This is a genomic window from Paenarthrobacter sp. 2TAF44 (assembly GCF_052114885.1).
In the GTDB taxonomy this organism is placed as follows: domain Bacteria; phylum Actinomycetota; class Actinomycetes; order Actinomycetales; family Micrococcaceae; genus Arthrobacter.
In genome coordinates this window covers 41130-56591 of the sequence record NZ_JBFRFP010000026.1, presented here as the reverse complement: position 1 = coordinate 56591, position 15462 = coordinate 41130, and the positions used below count along the sequence as shown (strand labels likewise).

16 protein-coding genes are annotated in these 15462 nt (G+C 61.6%); 9 read left to right on the top strand and 7 right to left on the bottom strand.

Annotation, left to right across the window (positions count from 1 at the left end; all coding sequences use genetic code 11):
* Window positions 1-11 precede the first annotated feature (11 nt).
* Complete coding sequence (locus AB4Z15_RS20760; protein WP_442018765.1) at window positions 12-761, top strand: GNAT family N-acetyltransferase; 750 nt, start codon at window positions 12-14, stop codon at window positions 759-761.
* 104 nt (window positions 762-865) lie between these two features.
* Here AB4Z15_RS20760 and AB4Z15_RS20755 read toward each other — a convergent pair whose 3' ends face one another.
* From AB4Z15_RS20755 to AB4Z15_RS20725, 7 genes are all read right to left on the bottom strand, one after another.
* Entirely contained in the window at window positions 866-2380 is a 1515-nt protein-coding gene (locus AB4Z15_RS20755) for a DHA2 family efflux MFS transporter permease subunit (protein ID WP_442018764.1), read from the bottom strand.
* Window positions 2364-2993, bottom strand: a complete 630-nt coding sequence (locus tag AB4Z15_RS20750; protein WP_442004043.1) for a PadR family transcriptional regulator — start codon at window positions 2991-2993, stop codon at window positions 2364-2366. Before AB4Z15_RS20750 ends, AB4Z15_RS20755 begins: the two co-directional genes overlap by 17 nt.
* A 109-nt stretch (window positions 2994-3102) precedes the next feature.
* Entirely contained in the window at window positions 3103-3537 is a 435-nt protein-coding gene (locus AB4Z15_RS20745; RefSeq protein WP_442004042.1) for an ankyrin repeat domain-containing protein, read from the bottom strand.
* On the bottom strand, window positions 3534-4619 hold the full coding sequence (gene ygfZ / locus AB4Z15_RS20740; RefSeq protein ID WP_442018763.1) for a CAF17-like 4Fe-4S cluster assembly/insertion protein YgfZ: 1086 nt from the start codon (window positions 4617-4619) through the stop codon (window positions 3534-3536). The genes AB4Z15_RS20745 and ygfZ overlap by 4 nt, the downstream gene beginning before the upstream one ends.
* A 57-nt stretch (window positions 4620-4676) precedes the next feature.
* Window positions 4677-5399 carry a flavodoxin family protein gene (locus tag AB4Z15_RS20735; RefSeq protein WP_442018762.1) on the bottom strand — a complete coding sequence of 241 codons (723 nt, stop codon included), beginning with the start codon at window positions 5397-5399 and terminating at the stop codon, window positions 4677-4679.
* Window positions 5400-5455: 56 nt separating this feature from the next.
* Entirely contained in the window at window positions 5456-6055 is a 600-nt protein-coding gene (locus AB4Z15_RS20730) for an FABP family protein (protein WP_442018761.1), read from the bottom strand.
* 167 nt (window positions 6056-6222) lie between these two features.
* The gene (locus AB4Z15_RS20725) at window positions 6223-6957 is read right to left on the bottom strand and encodes a permease (RefSeq protein ID WP_431115973.1); all 735 of its coding nucleotides are present in this window, start codon (window positions 6955-6957) and stop codon (window positions 6223-6225) included.
* 262 nt (window positions 6958-7219) lie between these two features.
* On the opposite strand from AB4Z15_RS20725, the gene AB4Z15_RS20720 reads away from it, so the two are divergent.
* The 8 genes from AB4Z15_RS20720 to asd all read left to right on the top strand — a co-directional run bounded on the left by AB4Z15_RS20720 (window position 7220) and on the right by asd (window position 15427).
* Complete coding sequence (locus tag AB4Z15_RS20720; protein WP_216925061.1) at window positions 7220-7918, top strand: winged helix-turn-helix transcriptional regulator; 699 nt, start codon at window positions 7220-7222, stop codon at window positions 7916-7918.
* 237 nt (window positions 7919-8155) lie between these two features.
* Complete coding sequence (gene mshD / locus AB4Z15_RS20715) at window positions 8156-9136, top strand: mycothiol synthase (protein WP_442018760.1); 981 nt, start codon at window positions 8156-8158, stop codon at window positions 9134-9136.
* A gap of 105 nt (window positions 9137-9241) precedes the next feature.
* The gene (locus AB4Z15_RS20710; protein WP_442004037.1) at window positions 9242-11491 is read left to right on the top strand and encodes an RNA degradosome polyphosphate kinase; all 2250 of its coding nucleotides are present in this window, start codon (window positions 9242-9244) and stop codon (window positions 11489-11491) included.
* Window positions 11492-11500: 9 nt separating this feature from the next.
* Window positions 11501-12469 (top strand): NUDIX hydrolase, encoded by a 969-nt coding sequence (locus AB4Z15_RS20705; RefSeq protein ID WP_442018759.1) that lies wholly within the window; start codon window positions 11501-11503, stop codon window positions 12467-12469.
* Window positions 12470-12544: 75 nt separating this feature from the next.
* Window positions 12545-13348, top strand: a complete 804-nt coding sequence (locus tag AB4Z15_RS20700) for a thymidylate synthase (protein WP_442004035.1) — start codon at window positions 12545-12547, stop codon at window positions 13346-13348.
* Window positions 13345-13944: a dihydrofolate reductase gene (locus AB4Z15_RS20695; RefSeq protein ID WP_442004034.1), complete on the top strand. Its 600-nt coding sequence runs from the start codon at window positions 13345-13347 to the stop codon at window positions 13942-13944. Before AB4Z15_RS20700 ends, AB4Z15_RS20695 begins: the two co-directional genes overlap by 4 nt.
* Window positions 13945-13954: 10 nt before the next feature.
* Window positions 13955-14176: an NF038396 family protein gene (locus AB4Z15_RS20690; RefSeq protein WP_442018758.1), complete on the top strand. Its 222-nt coding sequence runs from the start codon at window positions 13955-13957 to the stop codon at window positions 14174-14176.
* 108 nt (window positions 14177-14284) lie between these two features.
* On the top strand, window positions 14285-15427 hold the full coding sequence (gene asd, locus AB4Z15_RS20685; protein ID WP_224165018.1) for an aspartate-semialdehyde dehydrogenase: 1143 nt from the start codon (window positions 14285-14287) through the stop codon (window positions 15425-15427).
* Window positions 15428-15462: the final 35 nt, after the last annotated feature.

The window sequence follows — 15462 nt, the reverse complement described above, 5'->3', positions numbered from 1 at the left end:
AGGCTGAATCCATGACTCTTGAGCCCACGTCCGCTGCCATTATCCAGCTGGCGTGGGCTCGCCATTTGGGGTTCGACGACGACGCTTTCGCCGCTGCTGCTGCCCGGGCCACCACTTCTGCGGTGGACCCGAGCGACCCCTCAAACCGCATCACCCGCCTCGATGAATCGGCGCGGGCGGTTGTTTTCCTGCGCCTTTTTGGTGCCTCGGCGTTGGTGGGACCACAATGGGTCCTCGACGCAGCCGCTGGAATTCCAGACACCGAACTTGCCCAGCATGTGACGCTGTTGACCCTCACGCGGTCGCACGGTGGACATGGCCTCGGGTCCTCAGCCTTGTTCTTTGCCGACGACCTCCCGCTCAATCAACCCTCCGAAGACCTCACGGTCTCGCGAGGCAATCCAGAGGCGATCGCGCTGGAAGGGCTGTGCCCCCCGGATGACGTCAATGAAGTAGGCCTGCAAGCCCTGGAGCACCGCTTCACCATCATGCATCCCGAAGAAGAACAACCCACTCCCGTGGCGTGCGGCGCCTACTCCGAGTGGGAGGGGATCCTGGCCAACATGGGCGTTCTGGTAGCACCGCCCTGGCGCCGGCGGGGCCTGGGAACGCTGGCTGCATCGATTGCTGCCCATGAGGCCCTGGCCGCGGGGCTGACGCTCCAGTGGAAGGCCGATGTCAGCAACAGCAGCGCGCTCGCGATGGCCCGTAGCTTGGGATTCGCCACTGGCGGACTCCATGCGAGCGTGCTGCTCGGCTAACAAGGAATCGAACCGGCCCAGCTTTGGTCTTGGCAAGCGCTGGTCCTGCCCCTGTCCGGGTCAGGACCAGCCCAAGAATGGGCTGGTCCCCGCCGTTTGCCGCGCTACTTCCGGACAGTTTCCTGTGGAGCCTCTTTTGCAGCAGCACCGCCCCATCCTTCAACGGACTTAGGCTTCGCGAAGAACAGGGCCACCACTGCCCCGACGAGAATCGCACAGGCGGGCAGCACGATCGACTGGCTCATCGCCGTCGAGAATCCTGCATGCAGCGCCTCTGGCAGGGCACCGTTCATGGAAGCTTCGTTGGCCGGGGCTCCTGCCGGCGCCGCGGGTAACTCGGCCGCGAGCCGGGCCTGGATCAGGGCGGCAATGGCCGCCGATCCAAGGACTGCCCCGATCTGGCGGGTGGTGTTGAACACGCCCGAACCTGCGCCCGCTTGGCGTGGCTCAAGGTTTCTGGTGGTCGCATTGGATACCGGCCCCCAAATGAAGCCATTGGCAACACCCTGGAGGGCGCTGGGAAGCAGGAACATCCAAATGGGAGTATCCGGCCGCAAGAGTGAAGCTGTCCAGAAGAGCGCTCCTGCGAGGCAAACGAGGCCGAAGGACGCGAACCAGCGCGGGTTGGCTCGATCGATCAGCTTACCCACGACCGGTGCCAGGCCGCCGGAGATCACTGCCATGGGAATCATGAGCAGCGCTGATTGGGTGGGGGTCAGGCCCCGCACCACCTGGTAGTAGAAGATGGTCGGCAGCGGGAACGCCGTCACTGTGAAGCCGACAACCATGATGGTGGTGTTGCCCAGGGAGAAATTGCGGTCCTTGAACAAAGCAAGCGGCAGCAGCGGTTCCCCGCCTCGCCTGCCCAGTAGCCACTGCCAGAAGACGAAGAGCACCAGGACGACGAGCCCTGCGATGATCAAGCCCCACACGGTGACGGCGCCGGTGACCGTTCCCCACTTGTAGGTTTGGCCCTCCTGGATGCCGAAGACCAAAAGAAACATACCGACGGCGGAGAGCACCACGCCCGCGACGTCGAATGAATGGCTGTGCGTAGTCAGCTTCGGGACGAAACGCGTGACCATGACGAAAGCGACAATTCCAATAGGGACGTTGACGAAGAAGATCCACTCCCACCCCAGTCCGTCCACCAGGACACCGCCCAGAATAGGGCCTACGAGAACAGCCATGCCGGCTGTCGCTCCCCAGAGTCCCATGGCGGCGCCCCGACGGTCCGGAGGAAAAATACGTGTGATGACTGCCATGGTCTGGGGTGTCATCATGGCCGCGCCGAGTCCTTGGACTGCGCGGGCGGCGATCAGCATGGTGACGTCGCTGGAGAGGCCGCACCACAGCGAAGCCAAGGTGAAGACCACCAGGCCGATCAAGTACAGGTTCTTCGGCCCGAAACGGTCACCCAACCTGCCGGTGATGAGAAGGGGCACTGCATACGCCAAGAGGTACGCGCTGGTAACCCAGATGACGGCATTGATATCGGTGTTGAGGCCCTGCATGATCCGCGGATTCGCGACCGACACAATGGTGGTGTCGATAAGGATCATGAAGAAGCCTATGACGAGTGACCATAGAGCGGGCCACGGCTTAGCTACGTTTTCCAAGGGATTCCTTCGGCTGGTGTGAAAGTTCGGATGGAGTTGGCTCCGGTTCGTCCCAGGGCAGGATTCCGCTGCCCAACTCCTCGAGGAGGCCGCGGATCCACGCGATCTCCGTGCGACGTAGTGCTTGTTGGTAGGTGATGTCCAGCCAGTACTTGCGGTCAAGGCCCTTTGCCCTGACCACTGTTTCCGCGCTGACGAGGAAGTCGAGATCGGCGCCGAGTGCTCCGAGCCGCTGTTCAAGGAGGCCTGCCACCACCTCCTTGGGGAGGTGGTGCGCTTCAGCAATGGCGTGCGGAAACACCGGGTAGTCATTGACGGGCGTGGAGAGCATGGCTTTAACTCCCGCGTCCAAGGCATCATGACCGGCCAGGGTGATGCGGTAGGTGGTTCGTTCAGGACGGTTGCCTTCGCGCTCCGTTCCGGTAGCCTCAACCAGTCCGTTAGCCTCCAAACGGCCCACTGCGTGGTAAAGCGTGCCCGGCCGGACCTTAACGAGCCGATCCTCATGACGGGCCATCAGTACTTGAAACATCTCGTAAGGATGCATGGGCTTTTCAGCCAGGAGCGCCAAGGATGCCACGCCAAGAGGCGTTAAGTCAGCAGCTTTCGGCACGACAGAAACCTTTCTCACACATATTCCACTACAACTATTCCACGTGGATATATAGACGCAAGAAAGCCCGGCTGCCGTAGCAACCGGGCTTCTCCGAACCATTCACGCCTTAGCCGAGAAGGGCCAATATTTCGGTCCGGGCAAACATACTGGCCGCTTCGCGCGCGGTGGGAGTTCCGGCGTCGGGGTCTGCTCCTGCATCCAGCAGCGCCCTGGCGACGCCCGTGTATCCCTTGAATACCGCCCCGGCAAGCGGGGTCTGGCCACGGTCATTGGGGGTATTTACGTCAGCGCCGTGGTGCAGAATCAACTGCACGGTTTCCTCGTGCCCATGGTAGGCAGCAAGCATCAGCAGCGAATCTCCGGAAGCATTGGTGAGCGTGGCTGGGGCACCGGCGTTCAGGTAGCTCCGAAGCATCTCCGTGTTGCCCTCACGGGCGGCATCGAAGAGCGTGTGGGCCAAGGCAACCGCTTCGTCGTCGGCGCCCGTGTCGGTGTCGGCGGAGTCGGCTTCGGGTCCGGTGCTGTGACTCGGTTGGCTCATCGGTGGGGTCCCTTCAGGAATCCGGTTTGGCGCCCGACGACCTGGCCGGCGTCGGGGGCGACGATCACTTCCTGGGCTGCGATATAAGGCTCTTCGCCGTCCATGACTGTCAAGGTTTCGTCCGCCGGAACCGAGCGCTTGATAACAGCCAAAGCCACAGGGCCCATCTCGAAGTGCTGCGCCACAGATGTCAGAGTACCCACCTTGCGCTCCCCAGCAAATACAACACTGCCAACGGCCGGAAGCGTGTGCTGCGAGCCATCCAACTGCAGGAAGACGAGGCGCCGCGGCGGATGGCCGAGATTGTGAACGCGTGCGATGGTCTCCTGGCCCTTGTAGCAGCCCTTGCTCAGGTGGACGGAAGTGCGAATAAGGTCCAGCTCATGAGGGATGGTCCTGTCGTCGGTCTCCGCACCGAGACGCGGCCGCCACGCGGCAATCCGCAGGGCTTCGGCCGCCATGGCACCAGCCAGGGGCAAGCCATCGACCACGGATTCCAAGTCTGCCGCCGGGACGAGATATTCGAACCATGGGCGTTCGAGCCCGGGGTGCGACTCCTCCGGGACAGTGCTGTAGGAATAGCCGCCCGGGCCTACATGCGGCCACGGATCTTCCCAAACCAAGTAACGGCCCAGCTTCTCCACGAGCTTCGTGGAACCAAGGACAGCCCACTCCCCCGAGACATCCGCGATCTCCACGCGAAGCATGAACTTCATCTTGTTCAACCACTCGGACAACGGTTCGGCTTCTGCGGCCTCGACGATCAGCCAGGTGGTTTCACCGTCGTCAATAACCCGAGCATCGAACTCGATGCGACCCTGGACACTGAGCAGCAACAGTTCACTGCCAACGTGCGGCTGGAGATTGGTCACCTGCTGGGAGGAAAGTGTGTTGAGCCAGCTGAGGCGGTCCGGTCCGGATACCGTCACCACGCCGCGGTGCGAAAGATCCACGACGGCGGTACCGGTTGCCAGGGCGCGTTGCTCCCGCAGCGGCTCGCCGTAATGGGCCGCGACGCCGGCATCCAGGCCAGTGTCTTCGACAGCGCCAGGGCGCGACAACAGGGGGCTCTTGTAAGTCATATGTAGTAGAAGTCCTTGCGGCTCAGTGGTATTCCGGAACTCGGTGGTACTCCGGAATCAGCGATATTCCGGGTTCTCGAAATCGAATCGTGTGCCGGCTTTCCATTCCTGCGGAAGGTTGCCATAGGCAGGGATTCCGCCTGCATCCCTGAGAAGGCGAGCCATGTGCATCAGGTTCCAGGACATGAACGTGGTGTTCCTGTTAGTAAAATCACTCTCCGGACCACCAGATCCTTCATCCAGGTAGCTGGGTCCTGGGCCTACAGGGCCGATCCAGCCGGCATCAGCCTGCGGCGGGATAGTGAAGCCTACGTGTTGGAGGCTGTACAGGACGTTCATGGAACAGTGCTTGATGCCATCTTCATTGCCGGTGATGAGGCATCCACCCACTTTCGGGTAGAACGCCCACTGGCCCTTGTCAGTGAGTTCGCCGGAGTGGGCATATAAACGCTCAATGAGTTTCTTGGTCTGGGAAGAGTTATCGCCCAGCCAGATGGGACCTGCCACCACCACGATGTCCGCCTCAGCGACCAACGGATAGATCTCCGGCCATTCATCGGTTTTCCAGCCATGCTCCCGCATGTCCGGGTAGACGCCGCTGGCGATATCGTGGTCCACAGTCCGGATGAGGCGGGTGGTGACACCCTGCTTTTCCATGATGTCGCGGCTGATCCGGATCAAGCCGTCGGTGTTGCTGAGCTGCGGCGAAGGTTTCAAGGTGCCATTGAAGAACAGGGCCTTGAGTCCCTCGTAGCCTCCGGGCTTGAGGTGGTTATTCACTAGCTGCTCCTTTGCTGGTTGCTTGTGGAACGTTCAGTGAGACCTCGCGCCGGGCGTCAGGAAACCCTGTGGAGGAACGCCGAGGCGTGTGGTTCCAAGGCCTTGCCGTTGGAGGCAACATCCCAGCGCCACAGGAGATTGCCGTCCACCAAACCAAAGATCCTTGTTGCGGCGGTGTACTCCTTGGAGTGGCTGCCGCGCATCACCATGTCCGTGGTGAGCTGGATCTGCGGCCCCTTGATCTGGCCGTAGTAGAGCTCGGTGATTCCGCCGGGGTGTGCAATTGACACGGAGATGTCGAAGCCGCCTTCTTTATTCCGGCGTTCTTCAACCTCATCGGCGGTCTTGAGCACAGGCACAATGTCCGCCGGAACAAGTCCCGGACCACCGTCGCCTTCCTGGAGCTTGCGTTCCAATGCCCAGAACCCGGTTTCAACGGTCAGCGGGCGCAACTTTGTGCCGGCGTCGTCGCTGATCCAGGTCTCGGCCCTGTACTGCAGGTACGGCAAACCGTTATGGGTGAAGGAAACGTGCTGGACGAAATGCTCCGAATCCTCATCACCACTGCCGAGCCGGCCGCGGCCTTCCCACTCACCAATGAGCCAGGAAAGCGGGACAAGTTCAGGCGTCAGGTCTGTTGGAATCTCAATAGGCACAACGACTACCTCTTTTGGACTGCAGGATCAGAAGGCTTTACTTCTGGCCCTTGAAAAGGCGGTAAACAACGAAACCCGCAAACCACGCCATGGCAATGCTTGCCAGGCCAAGGAGAACGAGGAAGAAGATTTCAAATGCGAGTACAGACATGATGCAATCCTAACCGTTAGTAGATGAGTAGTTTGTCTATGAAGTAAGCCAAGGCACCAACAGCCCACACCGGCGCGACACCCATTCCCACTGCCGCGGGAATATTGAGCCGCCCGCGCCTGAGAGTGGTCATGCGCCGGAAGCAAACGAGGACCGACCCGACCACGACGCCCACCAGGGCAGCAGGCAGGACGGCGATATCGGAAAAAACAAGTCCGGCCAAAGGGCCCATAAGACCGGCCATGACGATGCCAAGGGGAGCCACGATCCGGTCCGGCCATCGAATGACACCTACCAGGAGTGCCACCGCCGCACTCAGCCCGGCAACGAGGACCATTTCCTTGACACCGTTGAACCGGGCGCCCGCAATCCATCCTGCACCCAGGCAATTCAGCAGGACGCCGGCACAACAGCCGAGCGTGGATTCCAGGCGCTGTGCCTGTCCCGTTCCCCGCACGAGCTGGATGATGAACACGGCCATGACCCCCAAGGCAATGAACGCGGGGGTACCATCCAGGAATCCGGGAGCGGGCATGTAAGCTGCCGTCACTGCGGACCCGGCACCGGCCAAGGCAATGACGGAGGCCAGGGTCTTCTTGGCCGGGACTGCCAGGAAATGCGGCCAACCAAGCCCTACAGCCGCGGACGCCACAATGCCAACGCCCACCATGGCTTCCCGGGAAACGAAGGTGCTGGCCACGATGGCTGCGAGCGCCACGAGTCCGAATACCCCGATGCTCCAAGACTTCACTGTGTGCCCGACCTCAATTCGATGCGCCTTACGACCTCCCGACAATCCTGCCTTATGGCGGGCGAATATGTCGTAATTCCAGTGGCAGCCCGTCACGAATCCCTGACTGGCGGGCCTCAGGTGGGTATACTCGGACTTCAACGGCGCACACTGTTTGCCTTGATCCCGTTACAACGGGCAAAGGCTTGCCAGTAGCCGTGACCGGCCGGTGAAACTCCGGTTTCGACGCCCGATGATGCGCGTACAGCCCATTGGAGGAACTATGTCGCACATCCTGCTCCTGACGAACAGCACCGGCTCTTCGGTGGACATTCTGCCTGCCCTTGAGCTTCTCAACCACCGTGTTCACATCCTCCCGGCAGAACCGACCGCGCTGCTCGAAACCGATCCCACGGACATCGTCTTCCTGGACGCCCGCAAGGACTTGGTGGGGGCACGCTCCCTGACGCAACTGCTGAAGGCCACCGGACTCAGCGCCCCGCTCATGCTGATTCTTACCGAGGGCGGCATGGCAGCCGTTTCCTCTGCCTGGTCAGTGGATGACATCGTGCTGGACTCTGCAGGCCCGGCTGAGGTCGAGGCCAGAATCCGTCTGGCCATGGCCCGGGCTGTACCAGGCGAAGAGGAGACCCAGACGGAGATCCGCGCTGCCGGCGTGGTTATTGACGAAGCGAGCTATACCGCCCGGGTCAGCGGCCAGCCCCTGAACCTGACGTTCAAGGAATTCGAGCTCCTCAAGTACCTCGCCCAGCACCCGGGACGCGTGTTTACCCGCCAGCAGCTGCTGACCGAAGTCTGGGGCTATGACTACTACGGTGGCACCCGAACTGTAGACGTGCACATCCGACGCCTCCGCGCCAAGCTCGGTGTTGACCACGAGAATCTCATCAGCACGGTCCGCAACGTCGGTTATCGCCTGACGCTGGTCAGGCTCCCGGACGACGAACTCTCGGAAGCGTAAAGCGCCTGTCGACTATATAGACGAAAAAGAAGAGGCCAGGATTCACATGAATCCTGGCCTCTTCCAATTTCCGTGGAGGACATACGGGTCGAACGTATCGAGGCCACCCCACTGGTGGATCCCCCCTGTGTTGACTACGCGCGGATAAACCGCAAAGCCGAACGAGATAACGAGACTACAGGCGTTTCAGGGGGACTTCAAATTACAGTGCTTGCCCGGGACGTATAGCCTTGCATCATGAGTCACGCGCACCCCGAGAACTGGCCAGTACTGCTCGTCACCGGCGCCCTCGATCCCGAACTCCTCAAGGACTTCAGGACCCTCGCAGCGGCCGCCGATGAATCCGACGGCAACCCTCCCCTGTCCGAACAGACACTGGTGATGCTGCGTGGCGCCGATGCCGGGGATCACTCTGTCTTCTCGCTTGCCCTTTACGCCCCGGATGAGGATTCTGATCCGGCGACTGGAGAAGATCTGGCGGGAATCGCCGTCGTCGTTGAAGCGCCCGGCCCGTCAGGAACAACGGGTGTCCTTGAACTGGCTGTCCACCCGAGCTACCGCAATCAGGGCGTGGCGGGCCGCCTGCTGGAGGCATTGGAAGGCAAACGCGGTTTTGACGGGTTGAGCGCTTGGTCCCATGGCAACCATGAGGGCGCGGCGGAGCTGGCCACGCGCTTCGGCTACGGTCCTGTGCGGGAACTGTGGAAGATGCGGCTGATGTCCTCCACGTCCGCACTGCCCGACGTCGGTCTTCCGAACGGAGTCTCACTGCGCACCTTCGTGCCGGGACAGGACGAGGAAGCCTGGCTGACGGCCAACCGCGCGGCCTTCTCGCATCATCCCGAGCAGGGTTCGATGACCCGGGCCGATCTTGAGGCCCGCAAAGGCGAAGATTGGTTTGATCCCGCCGGCTTCCTCCTGGCCGTCAATGATGAAGGCGAACTGTTGGGGTACCACTGGACCAAGGTTCACCCACGCCAGGGACCGCATCCCGCGATCGGCGAGGTTTACGTGGTGGGTGTCACGCCTGAAGCGCAGGGCCTGGGCTTGGGCAAGGCACTCACCGTGGCCGGAATCAGGTATCTGCAGGACAAGGACCTGCACGCCGTCATGCTCTATGTCGATGCCGACAACAAGGCCGCCGTGTCCCTATATCAGAAGCTTGGCTTCGTCCGCTGGGACACCGATGTGATGTATGGACCTTTAACCAAGAATTAACCTCAGCATCCCGCTGCAAGGAAAGCCCGGGACTTCTTGGATTCGGGCACTGAAATTGCTTGTAATGTGGGAGGAAACCCCAGTCCTGAGCTTAGGAGAACCCCCATGCAGCCGGACCCCGTCGGCACCGCCGGATCCACTTCGAAGGGCGCCACACTGCCCCCACGCTTCGGATCATCGGAAGTCCCGGCCTCACGAGCCACCCAGGACCGCATTGACATCCCGGAATTTGCGCCGAGCCTGGAACCCGAAGGCGACATCTCGCCAGACCGTTTCCTGGACCGTGAGCTCAGCTGGCTGGCGTTCAACTCCCGCGTTTTGGAGCTCGCAGAGGATCCGGATCTCTTCCTTCTGGAACGCGTGAATTTCCTGTCGATCTTTGCCTCCAACCTCGACGAGTTCTTCATGGTCCGGGTTGCCGGTTTGAAGCGGCGCATCGCCACCGGACTTGCTGTTCCCTCCCCTGCGGGCCTGAGCCCCATCGAGGTGCTGGAGCAGATCGGCGAGGAGGCACACAAGCTCCAGGAACGCCACGCGCGTGTCTTCGCCGAGCAGATCCGTCCTGCCCTGGCCTACGAGCACATCCACATCATGCACTGGAATGAATTGGATGAAGACGCCCGCCACCGGATCAGCATTATGTTCCAGGAGAAGGTCTTTCCCATCCTGACGCCGCTGGCCGTGGATCCCGCGCACCCCTTCCCCTACATTTCCGGCCTCTCGCTGAACCTTGCGGTGATTGTCAGCAACCCCATCAGCGACAAAGAACTCTTCGCCCGTGTGAAGGTTCCGGACCAGCTGCCGCGCCTGATCTCCGTTGATGGACCGCGCGCAGGTGCCATCCCTGGCCGCGTTGCCCGCTTCATCGCGTTGGAAGAAGTCATCGCAGTCCACCTGGACAAGCTCTTCCCCGGCATGGAAGTCCTTGAGCACCACACCTTCCGCGTCACCCGCAACGAGGACCTCGAGGTAGAAGAAGACGACGCCGAGAACCTCCTCCAGGCGTTGGAGAAGGAACTCCTGCGCCGCCGTTTCGGTCCTCCTGTGCGCCTCGAAGTCACCACGGACATCAACCCGAACATCAAGGCTCTGCTTATCCGGGAACTCGGCGTGGAAGAGTCCGAGGTTTACTCCGTACCCGCACCCCTGGACCTCCGTGGTCTCTCTGCGATCAGCGCCATTGACCGCCCCGATCTCCACTACCCCAAGCATGTTCCGCACACGTCCCGGTATCTCAACGAATCCGAAACGTCCAAGGCGGCCAACGTGTTTGCCGCCATGCGCCGCCGCGACATCCTGCTCCACCACCCGTACGACTCGTTCTCCACCTCGGTTCAGGCATTCCTGGAGCAAGCGGCGGCGGACCCCAAGGTCCAGGCCATCAAGCAGACCCTGTACAGGACGTCCGGTGACTCCCCGATCGTTGACGCCTTGATCGACGCCGCAGAGGCCGGCAAGCAGGTTCTGGCGCTGGTGGAGATCAAGGCCCGCTTTGATGAGCAGGCAAACATCTCCTGGGCCCGGAAGCTGGAACAGGCTGGCGTGCACGTTGTGTACGGCATTGTGGGCCTGAAGACCCACTGCAAGTTGTCCCTGGTGGTTCGGCAGGAAGTGGACGGCCTACGACGCTATTGCCACATCGGTACGGGCAACTACCACCCCCGGACGGCACGCTACTACGAGGACCTCGGCTTGCTCACCGCCAACGAGCAAGTGGGCGAAGACCTGTCCAAGCTGTTCAACCAGCTCTCCGGATACGCGCCGAAGTCCACGTTCAAACGCCTGCTCGTGGCGCCGCGTTCCGTACGTGCCGGCCTGATCGAAAGGATCGAAGCGGAGATCCGCAACGCCCGCGCCGGCGTTCCTGCCCGTGTCCAGATCAAGGTCAATTCCATGGTGGACGAAGCCATCATCGACGCCCTCTACCGTGCCTCACAGGCCGGCGTGAGGGTTGACGTGGTGGTCCGTGGGATCTGCTCCCTCCGGCCCGGCGTACCTGGCCTAAGCGAAAACATCACGGTCCGCTCCATCCTCGGCCGATTCCTGGAACACTCCCGCGTCTTTGCTTTTGCCAACGGTGGGGATCCCGTGGTGTACATCGGATCCGCAGACATGATGCATCGCAACCTGGACCGACGTGTTGAGGCACTCGTCCAGTTGGCCAGCAAGGAAGACACCGCAACGGTGGTGGACCTCATGAACCGTTACGTGGACGACGCAACCGCGAGTTGGCACTTGGACAACCAAGGTCACTGGACCAGGCACCACCTTGACGAGGAAGGAAAGCCCCTGCTGGACATGCAGTCCTGGCTCCTTGCTTCCCGGTCACGCCAGCGTGCAGCGGCCCGGCGGTAAGGGAACGAGTTGAAAAGCGATACCCCCGTGGCGGATCAGACGGACCACCCCGGTGAACGGGTGGCCGTTGTTGCGGCCGGTGCCATTCCTTGGCGGATTCAAAAGGGCGCCCTTGAGGTGCTCCTGATCCACAGGCCCCGCTACGACGATTGGTCCTGGCCCAAAGGAAAGCTCGACGACGGCGAAACAGTTCCGCAGTGTGCCGTCCGTGAAGTGCATGAGGAGATCGGCCTCAACAGTTCGCTCGGCGTGCCGTTGCCACCCATTCATTACCACGTCACTGCCGGCTTGAAAGTTGTGCACTACTGGGCCATGCGGGTCAACGGCGAACAGCTTCGCCCCGACGGCAAGGAAGTAGACAGCGTCATGTGGTGCAGCCCGGACAGGGCTGCATCCTTCCTCAGCAACCCCACGGATGTGGAGCCCCTCGAGTACCTCGAGAAGGCACACATCCGGGGCGAACTCGATACATGGCCGCTCGTATTGATCCGCCATGCAAAGGCAAAGCCCAGGTCCTCATGGACCAAGGCCGAAGGGGAACGTCCGCTGGCCGCTACTGGGCTGCGCCAGGCCGCGGCCGTCCAGCGCCTGTTGGAAGTGTGGAAGCCGCAACGGATAGTTACCAGCCCGTGGACCCGATGCGTAGCAACCATTGCCCCCTACGCAAAGGCAAGCGGAGCGAAGGTAAAGCTGGTTGAAGCCCTCACTGAGCACCACCACAACCGGTCACCCAAGAAAACGGCTGCCACAGTGGAGGCCCTGTTCGATAAGCAGGTGCCAATCGCTGTGTGCACTCATCGCCCTGCGTTACCCACCGTGCTGAACCAATTAGGCCAGCACATGTCCGCGGCTTTGCGGGGCTTGCTGCCCACGTCCGATCCGTTCCTTTCCCCGGGCGAGGTCATCGTCTGCCAGGTGGCCAGGGGCTCCGAACGGAAGATTGTGTCCGTGGAACAGGTCAAGCCTTTCGACGACTAGCCACACCGGGATCGGTGATGAGACACTCATCGATCTACTGAGGGCCCGCATGGTCGAAACCAGTAAGCTGGACTCGTGAGCATCCCCACCCCGTATGAAGACCTCCTGCGCGACGTCATGGCCAACGGCACGCACAAGTCGGACCGCACCGGAACCGGAACGCGAAGCGTCTTCGGCCGCCAATTGCGCTTCGACCTCAGCGAAAGCTTCCCGCTCATCACCACCAAGCGGGTCCACTTCAAATCCGTGGCAGTGGAGCTCCTGTGGTTCCTTCGCGGCGATTCGAACGTGAAGTGGATGCAGGACCAAGGCGTTTCCATCTGGGACGAATGGGCGGATGCGGACGGCGAACTCGGCCCCGTGTACGGTGTGCAGTGGCGCAGCTGGCCCACGCCCGACGGTGGGCACATCGACCAAATCTCCGAGCTCATGGCCAATCTGGCTGCCAACCCGGATTCCCGGCGACACATCGTCTCCGCCTGGAACGTGGCCGAGCTCAAGGACATGGCGCTGCCGCCCTGCCACGCGTTCTTTCAGTTCTACGTAGCCGACGGCAAGTTGTCCTGCCAGCTGTACCAGCGCTCTGCGGACACCTTCCTCGGGGTCCCCTTCAACATCGCCTCCTACGCTTTGCTGACATGCATGGTCGCACAACAATTGGGTCTTCAGCCCGGGGAGTTCGTCTGGACGGGCGGCGACGTCCATATTTACGACAACCACGTGGAGCAGGTCACCGAGCAGCTCGCCCGTGAACCGTACGAGTATCCGCAGCTGAAAATCCTGCGCAAGCCGGACTCCATCTTCGACTACACGCTGGATGACTTTGAAGTTGTTGGCTATCGGCACCACCCCACCATCAAGGCGCCGATCGCGGTATGAGCACTCCTCCATCCGACGCTCCTTCCCAGCTTCCCGGCGTCATCTTCACCCAGGAAACCGCGGCCAAAATGACCGGCATCGGCATGATCTGGGCCCAGACCACATCCGGTGTGATTGGCAAGGACGGCTCCATGCCGTGGCACCTCCCCGAGGACCTCAAGCACTTCAGCCAGCTGACCACGGGACACCCCGTCATCATGGGCCGCAAGACCTGGGAATCGTTCCCGGACAAGTACCGGCCTCTGCCCGGGCGCACCAACATTGTGGTGACCCGCCACCCGGAGTGGGCTTCTACGCCTGAGGCCGAGGGCGCCGTCGTGGTTTCCTCGCTGGACGCAGCCTTGCTGGAATCCCAGTTCGCACCCGGTGGCCAGAAGGTTTGGATCATCGGCGGCGGCCAGATTTTTGAACAGTCGATGGGGATTGCCAACGTTGCCGTCGTCACCATCATCGACGCCGACCTCGACGGCGATACGTTCGCGCCTGAACTCGGCGACGACTGGACCTTTGATACTGCCGCGCCCGCCGAGGGCTGGCTGACGGCCAAGAACGGCACACAATACCGGTTCACCACGTGGCGCCGGACGGAAAGCTAGGAACGCCCGCATGCTGAAGAAACCCGAAACTTTGTTCGTGCTTGGTTACATGCTGCTGCCGCTTTTCGCGCTGATCTCAGCCATTGTGGGGCTGACCATGATTCTTGGCGGCAACCGCATCGTTGGCATCATCGTCTTGATCGTGGTCACGCAGGTCTTCACTTTCGGTGCGTTCTTTGCCTTGCGCAAGCGCAAAGCCGTCCTGCTGCAGGAGCCCGACGCCGGGAGCTAGGCTCTGCGTGCCGGCTTGCCTGCCGCTGTGGGCGAGTGCCGGCGTCGTGCATTGCGTGCGTGACGTAACCAACAGCGGCACTTTGCTGCGAAAGTTTAGACTGGGTAAATGACTACAGCAGCTAATCCGTCCGTTGGACTGGTCGGTTGGCGTGGCATGGTCGGCTCCGTCCTGATGCAACGTATGCAGGACGAGAACGACTTCGCCAACATCAACCCGGTATTTTTCTCCACCTCGAACGCAGGAGGTGCCGCCCCTTCCTTTGCTGACGGGGCTGGCAAGCTCGAGGACGCGTTCGATATTGAGACGCTTGCCAAGCTGCCGATTATTGTTACCGCCCAAGGTGGCGACTACACCAAGCAGGTTCACGGCGAACTCCGTAGCCGCGGCTGGGATGGCCTCTGGATCGATGCTGCCTCCACCCTGCGCATGAATGATGACTCGATCATCGTGCTGGACCCCATCAACCGCGACGTCATCGATGCTGGCCTGTCCGGCGGCGTGAAGGACTACATCGGCGGCAACTGTACGGTTTCCTGCATGCTCATGGGCCTCGGCGGGCTGTTCAAGAACAACCTGGTGGAATGGGGTACGTCCATGACGTACCAGGCTGCCTCCGGTGGCGGCGCCCGCCACATGCGCGAGCTCCTGAACCAGTTCGGAACCCTCAACAACGAGGTAAGCAGCGAACTGCAGGATCCGGCCTCAGCCATCCTGGAGATCGACCACAAGGTCCTCGCCGCTCAGCGCACCGGCGTTGACGCTACCCAGTTTGGCGTTCCGCTGGCCGGTTCACTGATTCCTTGGATCGATGCCGACCTCGGCAACGGCCAGTCCAAGGAAGAGTGGAAGGCAGGAGTGGAGACCAACAAGATCCTCGGAACGGGCAAGGGTACCGCGGGCAAGGACCACATCGCCATGGACGGCCTGTGCATCCGCATCGGCGCCATGCGCTCCCACTCCCAGGCCCTCACGCTCAAGCTGCGCGAAGACCTGTCCGTCACGGAGATCGAAAACCTCCTGGCCAAGGACAACGAGTGGGCCAAGGTTGTTCCGAACACCAAGGAAGCCTCCATGGCAGACCTGACTCCTGTGGCTGCCTCCGGCACCCTGGACATTCCCGTTGGCCGTATCCGCAAGCTCGAAATGGGCCCGGAGTACATCAGCGCCTTCACCGTTGGCGACCAGCTCCTTTGGGGTGCAGCCGAGCCCCTGCGCCGCATGCTGAACATCGTCACGGGCAAGCTCTAGGCCCTTTCCGCGCTTCTACGTCGTCAACCCGCTGT